Source organism: Ruegeria sp. HKCCA4633 (assembly GCF_013034605.1).
Taxonomy (GTDB): domain Bacteria; phylum Pseudomonadota; class Alphaproteobacteria; order Rhodobacterales; family Rhodobacteraceae; genus Ruegeria.
Window position 1 is genome coordinate 32,257 of the sequence record NZ_WQGJ01000015.1, and the last position, 20,381, is coordinate 52,637.

Here is a 20,381-nt window from a genome sequence, read left to right on the forward strand (position 1 = left end):
TTGGAGGACGGTTTCGGCGGTTCTCTATCGTTCAGAATCCGATCACCTTTGAAGGCACATAGTCGGTCAGCCAAGGCTATCCACCAGGACGGCTGGAAACTCACGTCGATATTGCAGGAGGTGATCCGTTTGACAGGCTCAACAATCCATTGATTATGTGCGCATGACCAAAGCTCAACGACCGCCAAAACCAAAACCCATTCCTTACACCCCGGAGCCGAACCGCTATGAGCGGATGGTGTATCGGCGATGTGGGCGGTCTGGTGTGAAGCTTCCTATTGTCAGCCTGGGCCTTTGGCATAATTTTGGCGCAGACTCCACACACGAAATCAAGCGCGCCATGTGTCGGACCGCGTTTGATCATGGGATCACGCACTTTGATCTGGCGAACAACTACGGTCCACCACCCGGTTCAGCCGAAGAGGCATTTGGCGAGATCCTCAAAACGGATTTCGCGGGTTACAGGGATGAGCTGATCATTTCCTCCAAAGCCGGCTACGACATGTGGCCGGGACCCTACGGAGAATGGGGGTCGCGCAAGTACATGATCGCGTCCTGTGACCAATCACTCGCGCGCATGGGGCTTGATTACGTCGACATCTTTTATTCCCACCGCTTTGACCCTGACACCCCGCTCGAAGAGACGATGGGCGCGTTGGATCATATCGTACGGTCGGGTCGCGCGCTGTACGCAGGTATCTCGAGCTACAACTCCCAACGCACGCGCGAGGCGGTAAAAATTCTCAACGACCTTGGGACACCTTGTCTGATTCACCAACCTTCTTACAATCTGCTCAACCGTTGGGTGGAGCGTGACGGTTTACTCGATACTCTGGACGATCTTGGGGTGGGATCGATTGCTTTCACGCCACTGGCACAAGGCATTCTAACGTCAAAATACCTACGCGATATTCCGGATGGCAGCCGTGCTACACAAGGAAAGTCACTGCTTGATGGAATGATCAACGAGCGGTCTCTGGCAAGTGTCCGTGCTCTGAACGAAATGGCTTTGGCACGCGGGCAGACCCTGGCGCAAATGGCCCTGGCCTGGGTGCTCAGAAGTGGGCGCGTGACGACCGCCCTTATTGGTGCGTCCCGCCCGGAACAAATCGTAGATTGCGCAGGCGTTGTTGATAATCTCGACTTCAGCGCTGACGAGTTGAAAAAGATCGATGAAATCAGTTCGGAAGAAGATATCAATTTGTGGGCGCGGTCTTCAGAAACAGAATGATCGTCCTTAGAACGTACGCAATGCCACGGCCTACAGAGCTTTAGACTAACGGCGGGTCCAACTTCTTCAGTTTACCCAAACAACTATCAAGAGCGATCGGCCCAAAGCGGCCATCTGCGACAGCCGCATCGAAGGTCCGCTTTGAGCCCTGAGTCACGGATGCTGCAGAGCGGGCAAATGTCCGCTCTGCAATTCCTGTGAAGAATTTGGCAAGCTAATAGAGATTCGTTGTCTGCTTAACGCCGAGAGCAAACGGCGCACCGTTTGGATCACACAGGATGGGGCTATCGGCTTGAACGGTTTCATTATCATTCACAGAAGCCAGACGCGCCCCTTTGGTTTCGGCAGCACGGGAGGCATCGGAGACTGAAGCAACCTTGATGCAAGGAACCCAAGATGCGTTTGAGGCAGTTGACCAAGTCGCGGCATGCTGGATTGCAACAAGTTGGCCCTGAGGCTCAAGGAGGGTGACGCAATCCTTGCCCCGCTGGGGAGAAACCTGCCATCCGAAGAGTTCGATGTAGAACGCTTGCGGAAAGTCATTCCCGTTGCTGACATACACTTCAGGGCCGAACTGCCTTTGCGGTACGGGGAAAGTGTGCCGAGACAAAGAAATCTCCACTAGAGCACCGAGCGGATCGCGGACGAGCGCATTGCGACCGACACCCGGCACCTCGAATGGCTCCCGAACGATCTTACCTCCGAGTGTACCGACGCGGTTGATCGCTATGTCCACATCGGGAACTTCGATGTAAGAGATCCAGCCATTTTCCTGCTCCAGGGGCGTCTCAATCAATCCCGCACCCGCTTCGTCACCGGAAAGGGCAAGGACGAAATCCTGCTCGCCGCCACCCCATGCAAAATCCGATGCCCGCTCGACTTCATACGTCCAGTTGGCGACGTGCTGGTAGAATGCCATCGAACACGCCCTGTCCGATGTGAAAAGGTCATGCCATACGAATTGACCTGCTTTCGACTGTGTCATCGTCTTACTTCCTGACATCTTTGAGCTTTTTGACACCGCGGACCATCTTCCCGAACGCCTTGTCGCGCGACCTTCGTTCCGCAAGACTCGCGGAATTGAAGGCGTCTTCGGCCATGAGCTTGCGCCATCTGCTAAGACGACCGCCATCAAGAGCACCCTCATCGATAGCCTTCAGAACAGCGCATCCCGGCTCGGATTCGTGCTGGCAGTCCCTGAATCGACACCGCACGGCCAACTCCTGAATGTCGGCAAAGAGATCATCAATGCCGTCAGCTGCATCGGTGAGCTGCAATTCCCGCATACCCGGGGTGTCCAGTATCAGACATCCATTGGGCATTGCATGGAGCTCGCGCCGCGTTGTCGTATGCCGCCCCTTGGCGTCGTCCTCGCGAATAGATTGGGTCTCGATGGATTGGCTCTGGAGCAATGCATTGGCTAACGTCGATTTCCCAACGCCAGATGAGCCGAGAAACGCCACCGTCTTGCCGGGCCTGCACCAAGAAGTCAGTTTTGTCCGGGGCGCGTCTCCGCGGGCGTCAAGTGCGACCACATCGATCATGTCCGACACCGTGCGGGCCGTGTCGATGTAGCTTTGCGAGTCCGTCAGGAGGTCGGTCTTTGTGACGACGATGACAGGCGTGATCCCTGCCTCAAAAGTGAGAGCTGCATAGCGTTCCAGCCGGGCCACTTTGAAATCCTGATTGCAGGACGTGACGATAAAGGCGGTATCAATGTTCGCCGCGATCAGTTGTTCCTGCCGGTCGGTTCCGGGCGCACGCCGTTTGATGAGGCTCGTGCGCTCTAGAACCCGACTGGATCGCGGGCGCAAAGGATCCAGCATCAGCCAGTCCCCTACAGTTACATCGGCTCTGGGAGGAAGTATCGTATCGATGCCGTCACCGAGGGCGTGCAGGCCATTGCGATGCACTTCGACAATTCGAACGGGCGGTGTCACCGACAAATCTTCTACGCTGATCTGCTGGGCGAAAAACGGTTGCCATCCCAATGCCTGAAGAGGGTTGAAGTCGGAGTGTCTTCCGGCGTTGCGTGCGCGAAGCGGAAGGAAGTCTGAGTAATCCCTTATCATAGGGTGTCACTTTCATGTCTCTGGCCCAAGTCTGATCTGGGCGCTGTTGGTGAGAAAAAAGTTTGCACATCAAAACTCACCGTCGGCCATAATGTGACGGTGTTTCTTCAGATGTTGAATGTGCTCCGGGAGGCGCGCTGCCTCCCTTCCTTACCGGGACATGAAATCTCCATTTCAGATTATGTGCACATAGGATGAACGCGTGCACAACACAACAGTTGACGGCTGATTTGGAACTCTTCTTCAGTTACCGTAGCAGCAATTCAACAGGAAAAAGACTATGTCAGCTTTGTCCGCTGAGCAGTCATTTCACGAATAACTACTTCGAGCCTATACCCCCCAAGAAGCCGCGCTATGGCGAAGGTCTGTTTTTGCGCTTGGTCGGCAGCATCATGCTTCCGCGTGCTTATGGTCGGTCATTTCCCGGCGCTCAGCCAAGGCTTGGCGCACAATTTGGAAGGCAGACGACAGAAAGAGCCCGGCCATGACGGTTGCCACGACAAGATCAGGCCAACCTGTTGACGTGCCCCAGACACCAAGTGCTGCAAACATCACTGCCACGTTCCCAATCGCGTCATTGCGCGAACACAGCCAAACCGACCGAACATTGGCATCACCATCTTTGTAGCGGACCAAAAGCAAGACGCTTGCTAGATTGGTAAGCAACGCGAGAAAGCCGACGCCCCCCATTATCTCTGCAGTTGGAACGCCCACAAAGAAGACGCGATAGACAGTCGATCCGAACACCCAAAGGCCCATCATCAGAAGGCTGATGCCTTTGAACAGTGCTGCATTCGTTCTTGCGCGGAGAGAGGCCCCGATAACAGCAAGCGAAATGCCGTAGGTGAGCGCATCGCCTGCGAAGTCGAGTGCGTCTGCCTGCAGCGCTTGGGATTTGGCCAAATGACCCGCTGTCATCTCGACAAAGAACATCGTCGCGTTGAGCGCGATCACGATCCAAAGCCGTCTTTTGTAGTCATCTGAAACACCGTCAAACTTGGCGTCATGTCCGCAGCAACCAGCCATGGGAATCCTCTTTCATCTTTGGTTGTTCATGATGTAATGTCTCTAGCGACTAGAGGTTCAAGAGGTTTCTTCATGTTTTCCATTGGCGAGCTTTCTAAGCGCACAAAGGTCAAAGTTCCGACCATCCGGTATTACGAGGAAATGGGACTACTGCCCGAGGCAGAGCGCACGTCAGGCAACCAAAGACGATACGACCAAGCTGGGTTAGAGCGGCTGAGCTTCATCCGCCATGCGCGTGATCTTGGGTTTTCAATTGAAGCAATTTCTTCGCTGATCGAATTGCAGGAGCACCCCGACCGGTCGTGCGAGGCTGCGACGGATATCGCAACATCTCAACTTGAAGAGGTCCGCACCAAGATCAAACGCCTCCGAACACTTGAAAAGGAACTCAACCGGATATCGAAGGGCTGCAATGGTAAAGGCGTTTCCGAAGACTGCTACGTATTAGCATCGTTGGCCGACCACGGCTTGTGCGACAGAGACCACTAGAACACCGAGGGAAGCGGACATTTGACCGCTAAAAGTTAACGGCAGCTAAGTCCGCAAAGCGGTCGTTGAAGCGAATTGAAACTAGCGATCGCTCAGACCTCAAAGCAGTCGCTCAAAAACTTGAGAGGCGCTGCAACGCAGAGAACGGTTATTTGGAGCCAAAGCAGCCTTCAAATTGAATTGTTTCTCAATTGTAAGCGCCGGACGAATACGTCAATTCATAGGAATGGCTGTATAGTTCGAACACAATACCGAATGGATCTTCAACATAGACCATCCGGTAAGGTTTATCGCCCGGATAATAGTAACGAATGGGCATCCGCTGCTTTCCCCCTGCCGCTACGATTTTTTCCACCAGACCTTCCACGTCGGGATCTTGGATGCAAAAGTGAAATGTCCCATTGCGCCGGTAGTCCATGTTGTTTTCAGGCGCATAATTCCCGTCGAACTCGAAAATCTCAATCCCAACACGATCCGCAGTCGCCATGTGAGCTATGCGCAGTTTTTTCCATTCTGGTCCAAAGACATCCGTGCACATTACACCAATATCGCTATCATCCTCGAGAACGTCTGTCGGCGGCATGATGACGTAGAAGCCAAATACCTCAGAATAAAATTTTACGGCTTCATCAACGTCTGGCACAGAAAGCCCTATGTGAGAAAAGGATCGAGGTGTGTGCGACATTGTAGTTCCTTTCAACTGTTTTGGACCAAGGTTCAGTTTCAATAAAATGATCTGCAAGTAGAAGTCTGCCTAACAAAGGAAAAGTCAAATTGTGATTGCCGAATTCACAGCTGCTGCCAGCAAATTGATTGACCCTTCAGCGTTGATCCACGGGTAGATATCTGCCCGGTATTGAAAGCGACCACGTCAGCAATGCAGGCGTTGTTTAGCCTGCAGAAAACGTCTTCTTCTTTATTGCGTCTAAAGCCCGTCGTAGCGCGGAAGTTCAAAGTACAGAGGTTCAAATTACAGTATTGCGCTTCTCAAAGTGCTGAGTGCATTACTAGTTCTGGTATGATTTTCTGCGTCCCAGCGACGATCGATTTCAAATATATTCGGGTAAAGCCATTTTGACGTTGCCACTGAGGAACAAGATAATTTTTGAAAATGGGCCTGAATTGAGCTTTCGAACTTCCCCAATTTTCTATCTCTGAGTTGCGACCGCCGGCAGTTGCACGCGGCCCGCGCGCTATGTCCACAAAATGAAATCCGTCCGCATTGTTCTTCCGTATCCAACTATGAAAATGGAGGTGTGGAATGTTACGGATAATTGTGCTTTGCGGCTTGCTATTGCTAGGCGAACAAGTGCGCGCCCTTGAACTTGACGCGAAGTTTGACTCGATTGACGGGGGAACCTTGTCTTTGTCAGATTGGAACGGTCAACCGGTTCTAGTTGTCAATACGGCATCCCAATGCGCGTTCACCCGTCAATACCGGGGGCTTCAAGACCTTTATGATCGGTATCGCAACCGCGGATTGGTTGTTGTCGCGGTCCCTTCGGATGACTTCAAGCAAGAACTGGCCACCAACGACGAAGTGCGCGATTTCTGCGAACTGCAATACGGAATCGATTTGCCGATGGGCGTGATAACACACGTGACCGGCCCTGACGCTCACCCTTTCTTCCGGTCCTTGAAAGAGGAGGAAGGATTCGTGCCAAGGTGGAATTTCAACAAGGTCTTGATCGGTCCCGATGGCACAGTCGCAGAAACCTACAGGTCGACCGTTGATCCGCTTTCGGCGTCCATTACGAACAAGATCGAGGAACTCCTGCCATGAAAAACCGCTCCAGCCGGATCACTCTACCCATTCATCACAAAACGCAAGCACTCAGATGATTGTGCGGGTATAGGACTTGAACCGCTCGTCCAGCAATGGCATCCCAAAAGGAAACCAATCTCACGTGGAAAATGTCAGATGAAAAATCTTCTTCTAACGTGCTGCTTTGGATTTGTTTTTCTTGGGTTCACTGCGTTTCCGTCGGCTGCCCAGCCTCGGTTAGGATGGGCGTATCAGGTTGATGGGCTTGCCGCGTTTCAAGGGGATGCGGATTTGAGTGGCGGTGGGAAGTTCTCTGCAAGTCGAGCGTTTCTACGTGCTACCGCACTTTACAATCTAGAAGGCGGAAGCAGCGTTGGGCTTTCCACCAGCTTTGGCAAGCTGGATTATAATTTCAGCCAATCTAACAACCAGCCTTGGGAAAACATCCGGGACCTTCGCGTAGCTGTTCCTGTCCGGTTTCGTGTGGGGGATACAACAACGGTTTTTGTTTCGCCACAGATTAGGTGGGACTACCAAAGCGGGGCCTCCTCATCTGACGGTAGAACCTACGGTGTTTTTGCAGGTATTGCATGGCAACTGAACGAGCGCCTAACGATAGGTCCGGCCTTTGGCGCGTTTTCTGAATTTGACGAAAGCGGTACTGATTTTTTTCCGGCTCTGCTTATCGACTGGGACATAAATGACCGCTGGAATTTGAACACTGGCTCTGGTGTCGGAGCAACGCAAGGCCCCGGGTTGTCGCTGAGCTACGCTCTAAATGAGGCTATCGACCTTTCGTTGACCGCACGCTCAGAGAGAATTCGTTTCAGGTTAGATGGGGATGGCCTCGCCCCGGATGGGGTGGGTGAAGATAAGAGTATCCCTGTAGTTCTTTCTCTTGGGTACAATCCGAATCCTGGGGTTTCAATGAGCGTGTTTGCGGGCGCAGAATTTGATGGCCGCCTGACTTTAGATGATGCGAACGGAGTAGAAATCAGTCGGCAAAGGTATGACACTGCACCATTGGTTGGGCTGGCGTTTAGGGTCAGGTTCTGATCACGGCATCGAGCCAGTTTGCCATATGTGTGGGGAGGTTTTCTCGCGTCTGAGTTGAACCACTGCTTTGTCCGCAAAGAGGTCAGTTAGACGGAACATAGCGAATGGCTGCTCTGAGCCCGAAGCAGACTCCGGTTCACGACACCAGACCAACGCACGTTCAATAATTTGTCCGCGAGCCGAGATGGTCTGCAAGCTGATCAAAAACCAACCTGATCCTTCGCGCTGTTTGTAACTCAGAGTGTGTGGCCAACCAGATAGGAAATTTGAATGGTTCGCGTTCGGGCAGAACACGCTCCACACCGGGTGTAAGGGCCGCCACATCGTCTGACATAACACTAATGCCGAAGCCTTGGCGCACAAGCTCCCATGACACTATCCCGCTCTGCGATCCAATCCGAAAATTCTTGCGGGTTACTTCGATGTCAGCCGGATTGAGAAATCCAATCATCGTGTCAACATCGCCAAAGCCGACGAAATCCAACTTAGCAAGTTCGTCTTCATTTCGTGGTCGCCCAACCTGTTCGAGGTATGAAGGGGCAGCGTAAAAATGTGCCGTCGCTTCTGCCACGAGCTTTGCAATCAGATCCGGCTGTGTCGGGCGCACATGCCGAATTGCGATATCTGCCTCGCGCCGCTGTATGTCTCGTATGTCATTTGCTGCGACAACGTCGATCTCAAGCCGCGGTGCCGCGAGCCTGATCTGTTTGAGAATAGGCGGTAGCTGATAGGCTGACATCACGTCGGACGCAGTGATCCTGACTTGCCCTTCAACTGCTTGTGACTGGCTTGTTGCGGTCAGAGAAATTCTGTTAGCGACATTTGCCATTTCACTGACATGCACCAAAAGCTCAGCACCGGCTGTTGTCAGATTAAGCGACTTGCCAACCCTTTCAAACAAGGTGACGCCTAGCACCTGTTCCAGCGCGGCGACCTGACGACCCACGGTTGGCTGGGTCTGCTCAAGCACGCGCGCCGCGGCGGAAAACGAGCCTTCTTCTGCCGTTGCAAGAAAAGACCGAGCCTGGTTCCAATCGAAATTGATTGCCTTCCAATTCATGCATTAATGCATAACAGTTCTGCAATATCTGGCAATTTAATAAATTGGCGTTTTAAGATATTGGCTGCGGTGACGCCAAAGGAAAAGAGAAACGATATGGCTACATTATCCAAAGATGCCGCATTTTGGAGCAAGATTTCGCGCAAATATGCGGCTGATCCTATCCGAAATATGGAAGGGTATCTGAACACGCTCGAACGTACAAAGTCCTACCTGAAAGCCGAAGACAGCGTGCTGGAAATCGGGTGTGGGACGGGGTCAACCGCGTTGCTACTGGCACCACATGTGGCTCAAGTCACTGCCACCGATCTCGCACCGGGGATGATCGAAATCGCCAACGAAAAACTCGCTGAAGAAGAGCTGGAGAATGTAACGTTCAAAGTGGCCGAGGTTCTGCAGCACGATCCTAACGACGGTTCTTACGACGCTGTCCTCGCACATAATCTACTGCACCTTGTGCCCGATATGGGCCATGCACTCGAACACATTGCGACCCTTACAAAACCCGGTGGGGTATTCATTTCCAAGACCGTTTGCGCTCCAGAGAGTGGAGGGTTCAAATATGGCATAATCAGCCGAATAGCGATCCCGATTATGCAGGTGCTCGGGAAAGCTCCGTTCGTAAATTTTGTATCCGTAGCTGAACTCCAGCTCGCCATTGAACTTGCGGGCTTCGATATCGTCGAGACAGCGGATCAAGCCGGGTTATTGCCGAGCCGGTACATTGTCGCGAGAAAGCTGTGAAACAGTATTCGCGCCATAATTACTTTGCATGCAAGGGACAGCTCGGGCCATCAAATGAGTATAATGATAAAAGATGGGATTTCATTTGCACGCCTTTCGGAAATCGATCCGAATGACATTGCGGTTCATATGTCCGACCCCCGGGTAGCAGAGCATATGCCGCTTTTGACGTTCAAATGGAATGTTGACGTCGCAAGAGAGTTTATCGCCAAGAAGGAAGGCTACTGGGCACGGGACGGTCTTGGACATTGGGCATTTTTGTCAGGCGGTCGGTATGTTGGTTGGGGGGGCTTTCAAAAAGAAGATGACGAATGGGATTTTGGGTTGGTTTTGCGGCCCGACGCCTTTGGCCTTGGGAAACGGATTTCCAAAATGGCAATCGACTTTGCGATTGCTGACAAACGTATCCCCTTTGTCACGTTTCTGCTGCCACCAAGTAGAAAAAATCTGGGTGCGCTCCGGAAACTCGGTGCCAAACACATCGGCGAGATCGAATACGAAGATGCTCAGTTTCTCAAGTTTCGCCTGGATACGGAATGAACTCCGTTCTTTCTGATTTTTCCCGGTGGTGCGCCAAATACCCGTTTAAAGGCTTTGTTGAACGCAGGCTCTGACAAGTATCCGATGTCAGCGGCAATCTGCGAGATTGGTTGATCGGTGGACACCAACCTTTCGCTGGCAAGGTGCATACGCCACGTTGCAAGATACTGGATTGCTGGAACGCCTACCAACTCAGTAAACCGTGCCGCGAAAGCGGATCTGGACATACCAGCAACCTCCGCGAGAGACTCGACTGTCCAACCCGCAGCAGGCGCACGGTGAATCGCGACTATCGTGCGCCCGATCTGCGGGTCTCGCGCAGCTTTTAACCAGCCTCGATCTGCATCGGGTGCGCTGTTCAGCCAACGACGAATGGCCTCAATGACAACCACATCGGCCAGTCGCGTGATCACGGTTTCGCCGCCCGGTCTCAATTCCCGCGCCTCTTTTGCGATGAATTGCAAAGTTGCCTGTAACCAGCTTCCGGCGTCCTCCTCCCACGGGTCGATTTTGAGTACATCCGGAAGCAAACGCATCAACATATCACTGGCGGCGTGATCTATTCGGACCAAGCCGTACATGATGCCCGTCTCCGCGCCGCCGCCGCCGTATTCCAGTGTTTCATAAAGCTCGGTTACCTTGCGAATGGGCAACTCCTCCAGCGTCAAAAGCGGCGTGTCATCTGAGCTAAAGAAACCGACCGGAGCTCCGTTGGTCATCAAGACCAGATCGCCTTTTTCGACCTCGAACGGGTCATCGTCACCGACCTTCATCAAGCACCGCCCGTGTGTGATGACCGCAAAACTCAGTACGCCGGGAAATCCCGGTATCGATACGCCCCATGGTGCAGTCATGCGGGACTGGCAATAGAATGTACCTGTCAATTTCAGCAAATGGAGGATTTCCCCCAGCGGATCGCCGATCGGCTGTGCCAGTGCATCTGGGTCAGGGACATGCGGTTCAACCTTGTTCATGTGGGGACCTTGGCTGAAATTTAGCTCTTCGTCTATCGAATTTGGACGATCGAATAAGAATATCGGATTCTGAAGAATAGAACATCTCTATTGACTGTCTAATTTCGGGTCATCAACTGAACTCATGGAGATGACCAATGACACAGCAAACCATTCTTGTACTTGGCGCAACAGGCAAAACCGGATCGCGGATCGCGACACGTCTGGAAGAAAAAGGGCAGACAGTCCGGCGCGCATCGCGGAGCAGTGAAACGCCATTTGACTGGGAACAACCGCAGACCTGGCCCGCAATCCTGGAAGGCGTCTCGTCTGCCTATATTTCTTACTTTCCTGACATCGCTTTTCCAGGTGCGGTTGAGCAAGTCGAAGCCTTCACAGCATTGGCTCGTGAAAAGGGATTACGGCGTTTTGTGCTGCTAACCGGGCGTGGCGAGTTTCATGCGCAACGAGCGGAAGCAGTCGTACGCAATTCCGGAGTTCCGTTCACTATCGTTCGTGCAGCATGGTTTGCCCAAAACTTCTCTGAAGGGGCATTGCTTGGTCCGGTCATGGCAGGTGTCTTACCAATGCCCGCCGGCGATGTACGCGAACCAATCATCGACGTGGACGACATCGCCGATGTTGCCGTAGCTGCTTTGACAGAAGAAGGACACGACGGCGAACTGTACGAAGTCACGGGACCACGTCTCATGACGTTTGCCGACATGGCTGCAGAGCTTTCGCGCGCAATAGGCAAGACTGTGCAATACCTGCCCATTTCATTCGAAGACTTCCACGCGGAAATCGCGCACGCGAATGGCGAGATGATTGCTGATGTGATTACGGACATCGCGCGTGAAACGCTGGACGGGCGCAATGCGAACCTCGCGGACGGGGTCCAGCGTGCGCTTGGACGCGCGCCACGCGACTTCGCCGACTTCGCAAACAAAGCTGAAATGTCTGGCGCGTGGACCAGACCCGCTTGAGCCAGGCCAAAGGACATTGGAGACAATCATGAAACTTGAACTTAAACCCAGACTTATCTTGGGCATGTCCGGTTTAACGGCATTCGCCATAGGTCTGGCCATCACACTGGACCCACAGTCTTTCTACGCCAACTACGGCATCGTACTCTCGCCGCAGCCAAACCTGATGAGCGAGTTGCGTGCACCTGCTGCCAATCTCGCGGTACTTGGCCTGATCATTTTGTGCGGAGCATTTTACCAAAAGTTGATCCAGGCCTCAGCCTTGCTTGGGGCTACGGTTTTCTCAGCTTTCGCCGTGGGCAGGACAATCAGTTTCGTCCTCGATGGTTGGCCATCCGAAAACATTCTTGCCGCATTTGCGATTGAGGTTTTGCTTGCGGTGTTGTGTTTGTGGGTTGTCGGTGGAAATGCGAAATCTGCAGCGCCGGCCTGAGACGGCTTTGTCCGCATTGCAGTCATTGAGCGGAATTGAGCGAACGTCTGCCTTGAGCCCAAAGCGAACAAACTTTGGTGCTCAGTCGGTTGCTCTGACCCAAACTCTTGAAAAACAATCTGTAGATAGGCCAATCTCAGCTGCAAGGATAATCCGAAGCGCCATTTATGGAACCCTGAATGCGGCTAATCAGAATATGTTTGATTTTGGTGGCGATGATGGCAGTGGCCATAGTCGGGTTAAGGTGGACTTTTCCGCTTCCTAGTGAAAATTTTTCTGAGCCAACGTTTAAGAAAGATGCTGATTGGGACGGGCCATTAGGTGCAACAATAAAAAACGCACTTGAACGTAACCCTGGGCTCGACGGTGTAAGGCCTTTGGGAAATGGACGCGCAGCCTTTGCGGCCCGGGCGATCCTCGCCCGAGAAGCGACATCCTCAATCGATGCTCAGTACTACATCTGGCAAGATGACGTTACCGGCCTAATGCTTCTTGAAGAGCTTAGGGCAGCAGCAGAGCGTGGTGTGCGCGTCAGATTGCTGGTCGATGATAACGGTATCTCCGGATTGGATGATTTGCTCGCCGAACTGAACGCTCTGCCGCATGCAAATGTACGCATTTTCAATCCGTTCACTTTGAGGAACCCAAAACTTCTGTCCTATGCATTTGACTTTGGACGCCTGAACCGGCGGATGCACAATAAATCAATGACTGTGGACGGGGTCGCCACGATAGTTGGGGGACGCAACATCGGTGACATCTATTTCGACTACGGGGTGGGAACGCACTACCTGGATGTAGATGCGATAGCCATCGGCCCGATTGTAGATGAGGTGTCGCAATCATTCGACGCATATTGGAATAGTGCCTCCGCGTACGACGCTGGGCTCTTTTTGGAAACTTTGGCGGAAAAAAGCCTTAAAGCAAAGGCAGACACCGCGCGCCAGACTGCGGTTGGCGCAGGCTATCAAAGGGCAATTCAGGATAATGAACTGGCCGACCGGATAGCGGCACATGATCTGAAGTTCGAATGGAGTGAAGTCACACTTTTTGTCGACGATCCGTCAAAAGGGTTGGGCGAAGTCGAGAGTGAAGACCTGATTGTCGAGCAACTTATCGAGTTTGCCAAAACCTCTGAAACCTCGCTAGACCTTGTTTCAGCGTATTTCATTCCGGGGGAACGAGGGGCGGAGGTTCTGGAAGGGTTGGCAAAGTCCGGAGTGAAGGTCCGCGTCTTAACCAATTCACTGGATGCCACGGATGTCATGCCCGTTCATGCGGCCTATATGCGTTACAGGGAAGACTTGCTCAACAGTGGTGTAGAACTACTTGAGCTTCGAGCTTTGCGGCGCGAACATCGCGAGCGCAGCCTGCCCGAGATGCTGGCAGGATCGGCCTCCGGTCTACACGCAAAAGTCTTTGGATCGGATGGAGAACGGATCTTCATAGGCTCTTACAACCTTGATCCCAGGTCCGCGCGGCTGAATACAGAAATGGGCCTTATGATCGAAAGCCCAACGATTGCTGGGTCGCTTGCGGAGCAATTGAACCGGCCTGAGTTTTCTTATCGCGTCGAACTTAACGACAGCGGCGAGATCATCTGGCGGCAAGAAGATCAGGATGGAACAGTCACCATTCACACTGTGGACCCGGAAACCAACGGTTTACAGCGTGCCCTTACGGCCGTGGTCAGGTGGCTGCCGATTGAATGGATGCTCTAGTCACCATATGACCGACAATTCATTGACCTGCGGCCAGAGACGCAAGTGAGTGATCTGACCTACAGTGAAGTCACAATGGCCCTGGCGTAGGCTTCCATATCGATACTCGCGCCTCCAGTTGCGTACCAAACGACAACGGCGTCCTTTCCTGGCGAGACATAGATTCCTTGGCCATTCATTCCACTTTTGTAGAAATCGCCATCGGCAAAAACGGCATCCCATTGGTATGCGTTTGCCATCGGTTGTTCACGGAATGCTTCAGAAAGGTGTGGGCCGAGTGTTCCCTTCATGTAGTTTTCGGCAACGCCCGCTGTTTGGATCGTGTCGATCATCTTTTCAGATACAATGCGGTCTGACGCTGTCTTGTCCCAGCTTGGCGTGTAGAGCAGACCAATCTTTGCCATGTCGATCAATCGGCTGCTGATCAGGCCGTGTATTATGCCGTTTCCTTGAGGTGACAGCGCCAGGGTGGCATCGCCAGTCATTCCAGCTTTGCTCCAGACCCGCTCCGTGATCGCTTCACCAAGTCTCTGGTTCGTAACGGCTTCAATGACGAGACCAAGCATTTGTGTGTTTGCAGAGGAGTATTCGAAAGCCTCAGCCGGTTCCCGCAGTTTGGGTATAGCAAACAGGGCTTCGTTATGCGTTTGCAGAACGCCTTCTTCGTTCGGAACACCAACCTCAGCCCTGACAAAGCGCCCATATGGTGTATCGCCTTTGCGTGAGAGGGGGTTCTCTTCCAAATCCAAACCAGACTGCATGTTCAGGACGTCGATGACCTTTATGTTCTCCCAAGCTGTTCCCTTGGTGCCATCTACATAATCGCCAACCGTTTTCTGAACGTCGATTTTACCCTCATCTTCCAATTGACCGATCAGCAAGCTCGAAAGGATTTTTGCATTGGACATCCAGACGTGGTTGTCCGTTCGACGCATTCCTGGGTAGGCCTCATAAGCGATTTCGCCGTTGTGAAGAACCATAACGCCCTGCACTGTGGAATCATCAGCATTAATCATCTCGTCGAGCGAGACAGCATTGCCGTCAGCGCCTGGGACGCTCGTCGCTCCTATGGCATCGTTAAAGTTTGTCGCAAGCATCGCGACGGCCCCGTCGCGACGAATGACAGAACTCGGCAAGAACTCGGCGAGGTTCATGTACGAAAACGCCCCGGCTTCGGTGATGTCGAGAAACTTCTGTAAATTCCATTCAGAGCTCAGGTCGTAGGCTTGCTTGGCTGAGTAACCATTCCTCAGGTCACGGATGGAAAAGTCTTCTCGCGGCGTCGCGTATGGGTCGTCCTCAGCATGTACAGGAGAGGTTCCAAGGCTTTGCATAATCAAACCTCCAATAAGCGCAAAAACTGGAAAATTGGACTTTGAAAGTAACGAAGTGTTTGGCATGGCAGTATCGCTCCAAATGAATTGCAACTGAAGTATGGCCGCGGCCAGCGTGTTGAAATCTGGTTTTCGAAGAACTGAACAACGTACTTTTACTCGTCAAAGCATAGTCCGTTCTCTAGGAAATTCGAGAATTACTGCCGCTCGCCCTTACCTGGTGAAATATCCATTTTGTTCGCATTGCAGTCATTCCGTGAATTTGGGCGAATGTCTGCCACGAGACCACGGCGGGCAACGAAAGTGGCTTTCAAGTTTATGTTGCTCAGTCAGTATTGAGTGGCTGGCGACTTAGGTTGACACATCGCCGACCAGCCTGCTCTGATCGAAGCAATTTATTCATGTCCGTAATCCCATTCGGAGGCATCAATGAAGTTCTTTAAGTCTCTCACAGTATTCGCTTTCGCATTCATGCCGCTTCACAGCGCTGCACAGTCCCCCTCATTGCAAGACGCTTTCGAGCGTTTCCCTGAGTTTCCCGGCACAACTGTCTACGTCGGTGGAGAAGTTCTCACCATGAACCCGGACGCCCCGCTGGCTGAGGCAGTGGCGGTCAGAAACGGTCGAATTACTGACGTCGGAACCCTGGAGGAAATCGAGGGTCGCCTGCCCGATAGAAGCTATTCAATTGACCGCAGCTTTGAAGACAAGATTATTGTGCCGGGGTTCATTGAACAGCATTTGCACCCGCTTCTGGGCGCACTTGCGATGATGTCTGATGCCATCATTTCCATCGAGGACTGGCAATCGCCAGCGGGATTTGCACCTCTTGCCAATAGCGAGGAGGAGTTTCGCCAACGTCTGTCCGAGGTAATCAACACTTATGATCCAAGCAGCGGGCGACCGCTGATGGTCTGGGGGTATCATGCGTCATGGCACGGCAGCATGAGTCGTGCGATTTTGGACGAACTGGCCCCCGACATTCCGCTGGCTGTATGGCAACGCTCCACCCATGAGATGTACTTCAACTCGGTTGCCCTGGAACAACTTGAAATCACGGAAGAATACATTGCCAGCTGGTCAAGTGAACTGGCTAGGTCTCAAGCCAATCTGGAAAAAGGCCTCTTCCTTGAAGCTGCTTTCTGGGAGCACGTGTTCTTTGAGAAATTTGCTCCGGTCTATGCATCCATCGACAGGGTTATGGAGGCGCTAGAGTTCACAGAAGATTACTATCACCGCAGCGGGATTACGACCCTTGCAGAGCCTGCTGGTCCTGTTGATCAGAACGCCCAAGCTCTTGTAGCGAAATCGTTCGGGCCAGACGACACGCCGTTCAACTTTTATTTTATTCCGGACGGTCGGACGCTTGGCGGTTTGTTTCTGAACACAGAGGGCCCCGAAAAAGTACTGACCGAGACCGAAGCCATGCTGGCGTGGAGCGAAGGCCGAACCCAGTTCCTGCCCAAGCAGGTCAAGCTGCTGTTGGATGGAGCGATCTTCAGTGAATTAATGATCATGCGCGACGGCTACTTGGACGGGCATGAAGGTCAATGGATCATGACGCCCGATTTCTTCAAACAGGTGTTCGACCTTTATTGGGACGCGGGCTTTCAGGTCCATGTTCATAATCTTGGAGACGGCGGTCTGGACATTCTTCTTGATGCCCTTGAGGCCGCCATGCAACGCAATCCGAGATATGACCATCGCACCGTCGTTGTACACTTTGGCTACGCTCAACCAGATCAGATCGCACGCATTAAACGTCTTGGTGCCATTGTCAGTGGTAATTCTGTCTACACGCCGACGCTCGCAGATCGGTATGCCGCAGGCAGCGTTGGTAGCGAGCGCACAGAGCGCATGGTGCCTTTAGGCGATGCCGTTCGAGCAGGTATCCCCTTTTCGATGCACTCGGACATGCCGATGGCTCCCGCAGAGCCGCTGAAGTACATGTGGGCTGCTGTCAATCGGATTTCCACAAGTGGTCGTGTCGTTGGTCCGGACCAACGCATCAGTGCAGAATATGCCCTGAAAGGTATTACCATCGGCGCAGCCTATTCCCTGCAACTGGAGGATGAAATCGGTTCTATCGAGCCGGGCAAACTGGCCAACTTCACAATCCTCGAAGAAAATCCGCTAACTGTAGATCCTTTGACGCTGGCCGATATCAAAGTGTGGGGTACTGTCCTTGAAGGCCGTCTTCAGCCCGCTCCTCCCGCAGCAGATGGAGAACATGACGAAGCCGATGCAAGCCAGCTCATCTATAATCCGGAACGTGTGCTGATGGCGTCGCTACGCCACGCACGCAGTAAGGCCCACTATCACGATCACTCGCAATCCACACAGCCTAACGTCTTTGATCCACTCGGAATTTCGACCTTTGGTTCTCGTTGATTGTCGCTCGAACAAGTCGGATGATTGCACCAACTCGCTTCGAAACGCGCGGTGACAATTCTGGCGTTTTGCGCAGGCGCAGAACCGTCGCTCCCGCTGCGTTCTTGAGTGCCAAGTTTGCTCCGTTTGTCACGTAGCCCACTGCTGCGGACAAGGCTTTGATCGTATCCTGCTCAAGCTTTTCCCGCTCCTCAGGACACGCCATCTTTGTTCCTGCGAAGTTGCCCAGCATACTGAACTCACCCTTGGCTGCGTCAAGGGTTCCTGTAAACCGGTTACGTCCTCCGTACAGGCCAAACTGGCCATCTTGATCAATTGTCAAGGAAGGAGGGTTCTCAGCAATGAGCATACACCCTGCGATCTCGTAAACTTCCCAAGCGGTATCGTAGATCGATTGTTCTGGGTCGTTGCCCCCGGCTCTCCTTGGCATCATCTCTAAAACGAGTTCAGCAGAATTTGGTGCGCCACGGGTGAGTACAGGTGTCGCTGTCGTTGAACGAAACATCACGTGATCGTCGGAAATGATCCTGGCAGCCACCGTGTAGGTATGCGCTCATCGATGAGATCTGTGTCGAAGGCAATTTCAACTGTTCTGGGGACACCCGCAAGTTTGAACCTCTGGGAAGACAGCCGAACAGAAGGTGTATCTGCACGCGAAGTATCCAGGAGTTCAACTTCCAATACGGCATTAGGTGGAAGAGCGATCCGCTCCCGGTAGGTCACAGTGGTTTTCACATGCATTGTCTCAGCGACTCCGGACGCAGCGATATAGAGCAGGACAGCTGCTCCGAGCCCAAAGCGGACGACGAAAAGATGGCCAATCGATAATTGGTATCTATTGCGTTTTCCAAACAGCGGCTACTCAATTGCCGTGTGAAATGTTGCGGTCAGCCGTTTGTTCAAACCGTGATGAGGTTCGGCTGAAGAACCGTAGTGCAACTCCGCCAAAGCGGCGATGTCATTGAAAATGACTACCGAGCCACCTTCTTCATGCGCGTAAACCAATAGTTTTTGGCAAAAGGCATCCAAACCAATTGCCGGAAACCCCGCCATTGCTACGCCACCGGGCGCTGGGCCTCCGAACAGCAAGAGAACCGTATCCGGCAGCTCCACCCCTAGTAGGGACGCTTCGGTCGCAAAATCAATCTCCCCAAACCAGACCGTATCGTTCTGCTCCATCACAGTCGCCCTGAGACGTTTCACTGCCTCTGTTACGCTGAGCTGAGATCGCAGATCGATGATGCCATAGTTAGTATTCAATCCGTTGGTCGGCGCTGGTGCTGCATCTAAGTCCTTAAGAACTTCGAGCAACTTGCTCTGAAACGAATTCAACGCCTGGGTGTTATTCAGATCATGCCTAACTTTTAGAAATTGAGAGTCTGTGTAGACGATCTGCGGGCGACCATCCTGATCGAATGAAAGAACGCGAAACGGAAGGTCCAGACCTGCTCGTACGTTCTCTTCCAGTACAGGTGTGTTTATCTCCGGATCAGAGAAAATGAGTACACGAGACGCTGGCATTTCTACGCCTTCGGCTTTGGCCAGACGCGAATGATCTATCGATGCGATTGGAGTAGCTCCCGCTTCGTCAACGGCAGTCTCAAGCTCTAAGAGGTTGTCGTCCACCGCGGTCTGGACAGATGACGATTGTGCCAGAGCGAATGTCGAAACTGTTAAAGTCGCAATCATCGAGAAAACAAAGCCTAACCTCACCATTTTACCACTTCCGTTTTTATCGTACTTTTTTTCAGGGAAACCGCGGCCAGAGCCGCAAAAGCTATCTCGGCCGCTAGGTAAAACAGAAGTAGCTCGTTCGGAACTCCATCGATAAGAATGCTTAGTATGCGTCCAACGGCCAGTCCCGACATAAATAAAAAAAGAACCCACAGCGCGGGACGTTGTAATTCTGGTTTCGAAGCGGCCGCCAACCAAAACAACGCGTTTGCCAGGTAAAGACCCATAATTGCTCGGAACACGTGGGTTTGGTTCGTCCCTTCCACCGGAAATCCTAACAAAACTGGGATCGAACTGCCGGGCATCAGGCCATATGATAACGCAATTGGCACGAGGCCGACGGCAGCAAGCAGAAGGACTAGTCTAGCACTCATGGGGGACTCCTTCTCGTAGAGGTTTCGCTTTTTTCGCAAATCCTAATCGGTTTTTTGGGCATCCGGTGATCCGAGGCGGATGCCCACGCTGCGCTCTGAAAGGCGTATACGACAGGCCAAGTCGAGTTTTCTGAAGAGCAAGCCGGTGCTGCGCAGCCGATTTCGGCTACGCGACAGACTACTCACAGTGCGCCTTCGTCGCCCAGAAACTCGATACCAGCTGTCGCGCCATCAGTGTAAGCAATGCAATTCCAAGGAGCACGGTCCTCACCAACACCGACAGTAACTTGTGTTCCAGCTTCGCTAAACGCGGATGAGAGCACAACGACTTGCGAATTGTTCGTTGTCTTGGCCACATCTCGCAAACACGCCTGTTGAGCGGGTGTGAGTTCGGCGGACGCATTGGATGTACCCGTGTCGTCGCAGGCCGCGAGCAGTGCAAAACAAGTTGCGCCCGCAATCATCACCATCT

The 20,381-nt window shown here is 52.7% G+C and carries 21 protein-coding genes and 1 pseudogene; 10 read left to right on the forward strand and 12 right to left on the reverse strand.

Annotated features, from left to right (window positions below):
- Positions 1-199: 199 nt before the first annotated feature.
- Positions 200-1,231, forward strand: coding sequence for an L-glyceraldehyde 3-phosphate reductase (mgrA, locus tag GOV85_RS20935; protein ID WP_371809127.1), 1,032 nt, complete (start codon positions 200-202; stop codon positions 1,229-1,231).
- Positions 1,232-1,445: 214 nt separating this feature from the next.
- On the opposite strand, the gene GOV85_RS20940 is transcribed toward mgrA, so the two are convergent.
- The 3 genes from GOV85_RS20940 to GOV85_RS20950 form a co-directional block, all read right to left on the reverse strand.
- Positions 1,446-2,216, reverse strand: a complete 771-nt coding sequence (locus tag GOV85_RS20940) for a VOC family protein (RefSeq protein WP_254443008.1) — start codon at positions 2,214-2,216, stop codon at positions 1,446-1,448.
- A 4-nt stretch (positions 2,217-2,220) separates the two neighbouring features.
- Complete coding sequence (gene rsgA, locus GOV85_RS20945; protein ID WP_171181864.1) at positions 2,221-3,303, reverse strand: ribosome small subunit-dependent GTPase A; 1,083 nt, start codon at positions 3,301-3,303, stop codon at positions 2,221-2,223.
- Between the two features lie 390 nt (positions 3,304-3,693).
- Positions 3,694-4,329 (reverse strand): cation transporter, encoded by a 636-nt coding sequence (locus GOV85_RS20950; RefSeq protein ID WP_170459099.1) that lies wholly within the window; start codon positions 4,327-4,329, stop codon positions 3,694-3,696.
- Between the two features lie 72 nt (positions 4,330-4,401).
- Between GOV85_RS20950 and GOV85_RS20955 the strand changes: the two genes are divergently transcribed.
- Positions 4,402-4,818, forward strand: coding sequence for a helix-turn-helix domain-containing protein (locus GOV85_RS20955; protein WP_170459097.1), 417 nt, complete (start codon positions 4,402-4,404; stop codon positions 4,816-4,818).
- Positions 4,819-5,005: 187 nt separating this feature from the next.
- Here GOV85_RS20955 and GOV85_RS20960 read toward each other — a convergent pair whose 3' ends face one another.
- Positions 5,006-5,503 (reverse strand): lactoylglutathione lyase family protein, encoded by a 498-nt coding sequence (locus GOV85_RS20960; RefSeq protein WP_170412909.1) that lies wholly within the window; start codon positions 5,501-5,503, stop codon positions 5,006-5,008.
- 576 nt (positions 5,504-6,079) lie between these two features.
- On the opposite strand from GOV85_RS20960, the gene GOV85_RS20965 reads away from it, so the two are divergent.
- Both GOV85_RS20965 and GOV85_RS20970 read left to right on the forward strand, forming a co-directional pair.
- A complete protein-coding gene (locus GOV85_RS20965) occupies positions 6,080-6,601 on the forward strand; it encodes a glutathione peroxidase (protein ID WP_171181866.1) in 522 nt (173 codons plus the stop codon).
- Between the two features lie 138 nt (positions 6,602-6,739).
- Positions 6,740-7,639, forward strand: a complete 900-nt coding sequence (locus GOV85_RS20970; RefSeq protein ID WP_253282851.1) for a hypothetical protein — start codon at positions 6,740-6,742, stop codon at positions 7,637-7,639.
- 160 nt (positions 7,640-7,799) lie between these two features.
- On the opposite strand, the gene GOV85_RS20975 is transcribed toward GOV85_RS20970, so the two are convergent.
- Positions 7,800-8,699 carry a LysR family transcriptional regulator gene (locus GOV85_RS20975; protein ID WP_171181868.1) on the reverse strand — a complete coding sequence of 300 codons (900 nt, stop codon included), beginning with the start codon at positions 8,697-8,699 and terminating at the stop codon, positions 7,800-7,802.
- Positions 8,700-8,768: 69 nt separating this feature from the next.
- On the opposite strand from GOV85_RS20975, the gene GOV85_RS20980 reads away from it, so the two are divergent.
- Positions 8,769-9,443 (forward strand): class I SAM-dependent methyltransferase, encoded by a 675-nt coding sequence (locus GOV85_RS20980; RefSeq protein ID WP_371813624.1) that lies wholly within the window; start codon positions 8,769-8,771, stop codon positions 9,441-9,443.
- 54 nt (positions 9,444-9,497) lie between these two features.
- A complete protein-coding gene (locus tag GOV85_RS20985; RefSeq protein WP_216598975.1) occupies positions 9,498-9,983 on the forward strand; it encodes a GNAT family N-acetyltransferase in 486 nt (161 codons plus the stop codon).
- Here the strand turns inward: GOV85_RS20985 and GOV85_RS20990 are convergent.
- Positions 9,950-10,957: an AraC family transcriptional regulator gene (locus tag GOV85_RS20990; RefSeq protein WP_170620607.1), complete on the reverse strand. Its 1,008-nt coding sequence runs from the start codon at positions 10,955-10,957 to the stop codon at positions 9,950-9,952. The genes GOV85_RS20985 and GOV85_RS20990 overlap by 34 nt on opposite strands.
- Positions 10,958-11,094: 137 nt before the next feature.
- Here GOV85_RS20990 and GOV85_RS20995 point away from each other — a divergent pair, with 137 nt between their 5' ends.
- From GOV85_RS20995 to GOV85_RS21005, 3 genes are all read left to right on the forward strand, one after another.
- Complete coding sequence (locus tag GOV85_RS20995) at positions 11,095-11,922, forward strand: NmrA family NAD(P)-binding protein (RefSeq protein ID WP_171181870.1); 828 nt, start codon at positions 11,095-11,097, stop codon at positions 11,920-11,922.
- Between the two features lie 28 nt (positions 11,923-11,950).
- A complete protein-coding gene (locus GOV85_RS21000; RefSeq protein WP_171181872.1) occupies positions 11,951-12,355 on the forward strand; it encodes a DUF4345 domain-containing protein in 405 nt (134 codons plus the stop codon).
- A gap of 377 nt (positions 12,356-12,732) precedes the next feature.
- Positions 12,733-14,076 carry a phospholipase D family protein gene (locus GOV85_RS21005; RefSeq protein WP_245223071.1) on the forward strand — a complete coding sequence of 448 codons (1,344 nt, stop codon included), beginning with the start codon at positions 12,733-12,735 and terminating at the stop codon, positions 14,074-14,076.
- 59 nt (positions 14,077-14,135) lie between these two features.
- On the opposite strand, the gene GOV85_RS21010 is transcribed toward GOV85_RS21005, so the two are convergent.
- Positions 14,136-15,476, reverse strand: coding sequence for a serine hydrolase (locus GOV85_RS21010; RefSeq protein ID WP_171181876.1), 1,341 nt, complete (start codon positions 15,474-15,476; stop codon positions 14,136-14,138).
- 363 nt (positions 15,477-15,839) lie between these two features.
- Between GOV85_RS21010 and GOV85_RS21015 the strand changes: the two genes are divergently transcribed.
- Entirely contained in the window at positions 15,840-17,801 is a 1,962-nt protein-coding gene (locus tag GOV85_RS21015; RefSeq protein ID WP_171181878.1) for an amidohydrolase, read from the forward strand.
- Here the strand turns inward: GOV85_RS21015 and GOV85_RS21660 are convergent.
- From GOV85_RS21660 to GOV85_RS21035, 5 genes and pseudogenes are all read right to left on the reverse strand, one after another.
- On the reverse strand, positions 17,755-18,306 hold the full coding sequence (locus GOV85_RS21660; protein ID WP_371813625.1) for an META domain-containing protein: 552 nt from the start codon (positions 18,304-18,306) through the stop codon (positions 17,755-17,757). The genes GOV85_RS21015 and GOV85_RS21660 overlap by 47 nt on opposite strands.
- Positions 18,298-18,542, reverse strand: a pseudogene (locus GOV85_RS21020) (YbaY family lipoprotein); the annotation flags it as partial. The pseudogene GOV85_RS21020 and the gene GOV85_RS21660, both read right to left, overlap by 9 nt.
- A gap of 117 nt (positions 18,543-18,659) precedes the next feature.
- Positions 18,660-19,517, reverse strand: a complete 858-nt coding sequence (locus GOV85_RS21025; protein ID WP_171181880.1) for a DUF302 domain-containing protein — start codon at positions 19,515-19,517, stop codon at positions 18,660-18,662.
- The gene (locus GOV85_RS21030; RefSeq protein ID WP_171181882.1) at positions 19,511-19,909 is read right to left on the reverse strand and encodes a DUF4345 domain-containing protein; all 399 of its coding nucleotides are present in this window, start codon (positions 19,907-19,909) and stop codon (positions 19,511-19,513) included. Before GOV85_RS21030 ends, GOV85_RS21025 begins: the two co-directional genes overlap by 7 nt.
- A gap of 182 nt (positions 19,910-20,091) precedes the next feature.
- A complete protein-coding gene (locus tag GOV85_RS21035; protein ID WP_171181884.1) occupies positions 20,092-20,379 on the reverse strand; it encodes a hypothetical protein in 288 nt (95 codons plus the stop codon).
- Positions 20,380-20,381: the final 2 nt, after the last annotated feature.

Coding starts and splice junctions, on each gene's coding strand:
- GOV85_RS20985 (WP_216598975.1), top strand. CDS start 9,498: ATGAGTATAATGATAAAAGATGGGATTTCATTTGCACGCCTTTCGGAA.
- GOV85_RS20965 (WP_171181866.1), top strand. CDS start 6,080: ATGTTACGGATAATTGTGCTTTGCGGCTTGCTATTGCTAGGCGAACAA.
- GOV85_RS20950 (WP_170459099.1), bottom strand. CDS start 4,329: ATGGCTGGTTGCTGCGGACATGACGCCAAGTTTGACGGTGTTTCAGAT.
- GOV85_RS21660 (WP_371813625.1), bottom strand. CDS start 18,306: ATGTTTCGTTCAACGACAGCGACACCTGTACTCACCCGTGGCGCACCA.
- GOV85_RS21015 (WP_171181878.1), top strand. CDS start 15,840: ATGAAGTTCTTTAAGTCTCTCACAGTATTCGCTTTCGCATTCATGCCG.
- GOV85_RS20955 (WP_170459097.1), top strand. CDS start 4,402: ATGTTTTCCATTGGCGAGCTTTCTAAGCGCACAAAGGTCAAAGTTCCG.
- GOV85_RS21010 (WP_171181876.1), bottom strand. CDS start 15,476: ATGCCAAACACTTCGTTACTTTCAAAGTCCAATTTTCCAGTTTTTGCG.
- GOV85_RS21025 (WP_171181880.1), bottom strand. CDS start 19,517: ATGGTGAGGTTAGGCTTTGTTTTCTCGATGATTGCGACTTTAACAGTT.
- GOV85_RS20940 (WP_254443008.1), bottom strand. CDS start 2,216: ATGACACAGTCGAAAGCAGGTCAATTCGTATGGCATGACCTTTTCACA.
- GOV85_RS20995 (WP_171181870.1), top strand. CDS start 11,095: ATGACACAGCAAACCATTCTTGTACTTGGCGCAACAGGCAAAACCGGA.
- GOV85_RS20975 (WP_171181868.1), bottom strand. CDS start 8,699: ATGAATTGGAAGGCAATCAATTTCGATTGGAACCAGGCTCGGTCTTTT.
- GOV85_RS20960 (WP_170412909.1), bottom strand. CDS start 5,503: ATGTCGCACACACCTCGATCCTTTTCTCACATAGGGCTTTCTGTGCCA.
- GOV85_RS21000 (WP_171181872.1), top strand. CDS start 11,951: ATGAAACTTGAACTTAAACCCAGACTTATCTTGGGCATGTCCGGTTTA.
- GOV85_RS20990 (WP_170620607.1), bottom strand. CDS start 10,957: ATGAACAAGGTTGAACCGCATGTCCCTGACCCAGATGCACTGGCACAG.
- GOV85_RS21035 (WP_171181884.1), bottom strand. CDS start 20,379: ATGGTGATGATTGCGGGCGCAACTTGTTTTGCACTGCTCGCGGCCTGC.
- rsgA (WP_171181864.1), bottom strand. CDS start 3,303: ATGATAAGGGATTACTCAGACTTCCTTCCGCTTCGCGCACGCAACGCC.
- GOV85_RS21030 (WP_171181882.1), bottom strand. CDS start 19,909: ATGAGTGCTAGACTAGTCCTTCTGCTTGCTGCCGTCGGCCTCGTGCCA.
- GOV85_RS20970 (WP_253282851.1), top strand. CDS start 6,740: ATGAAAAATCTTCTTCTAACGTGCTGCTTTGGATTTGTTTTTCTTGGG.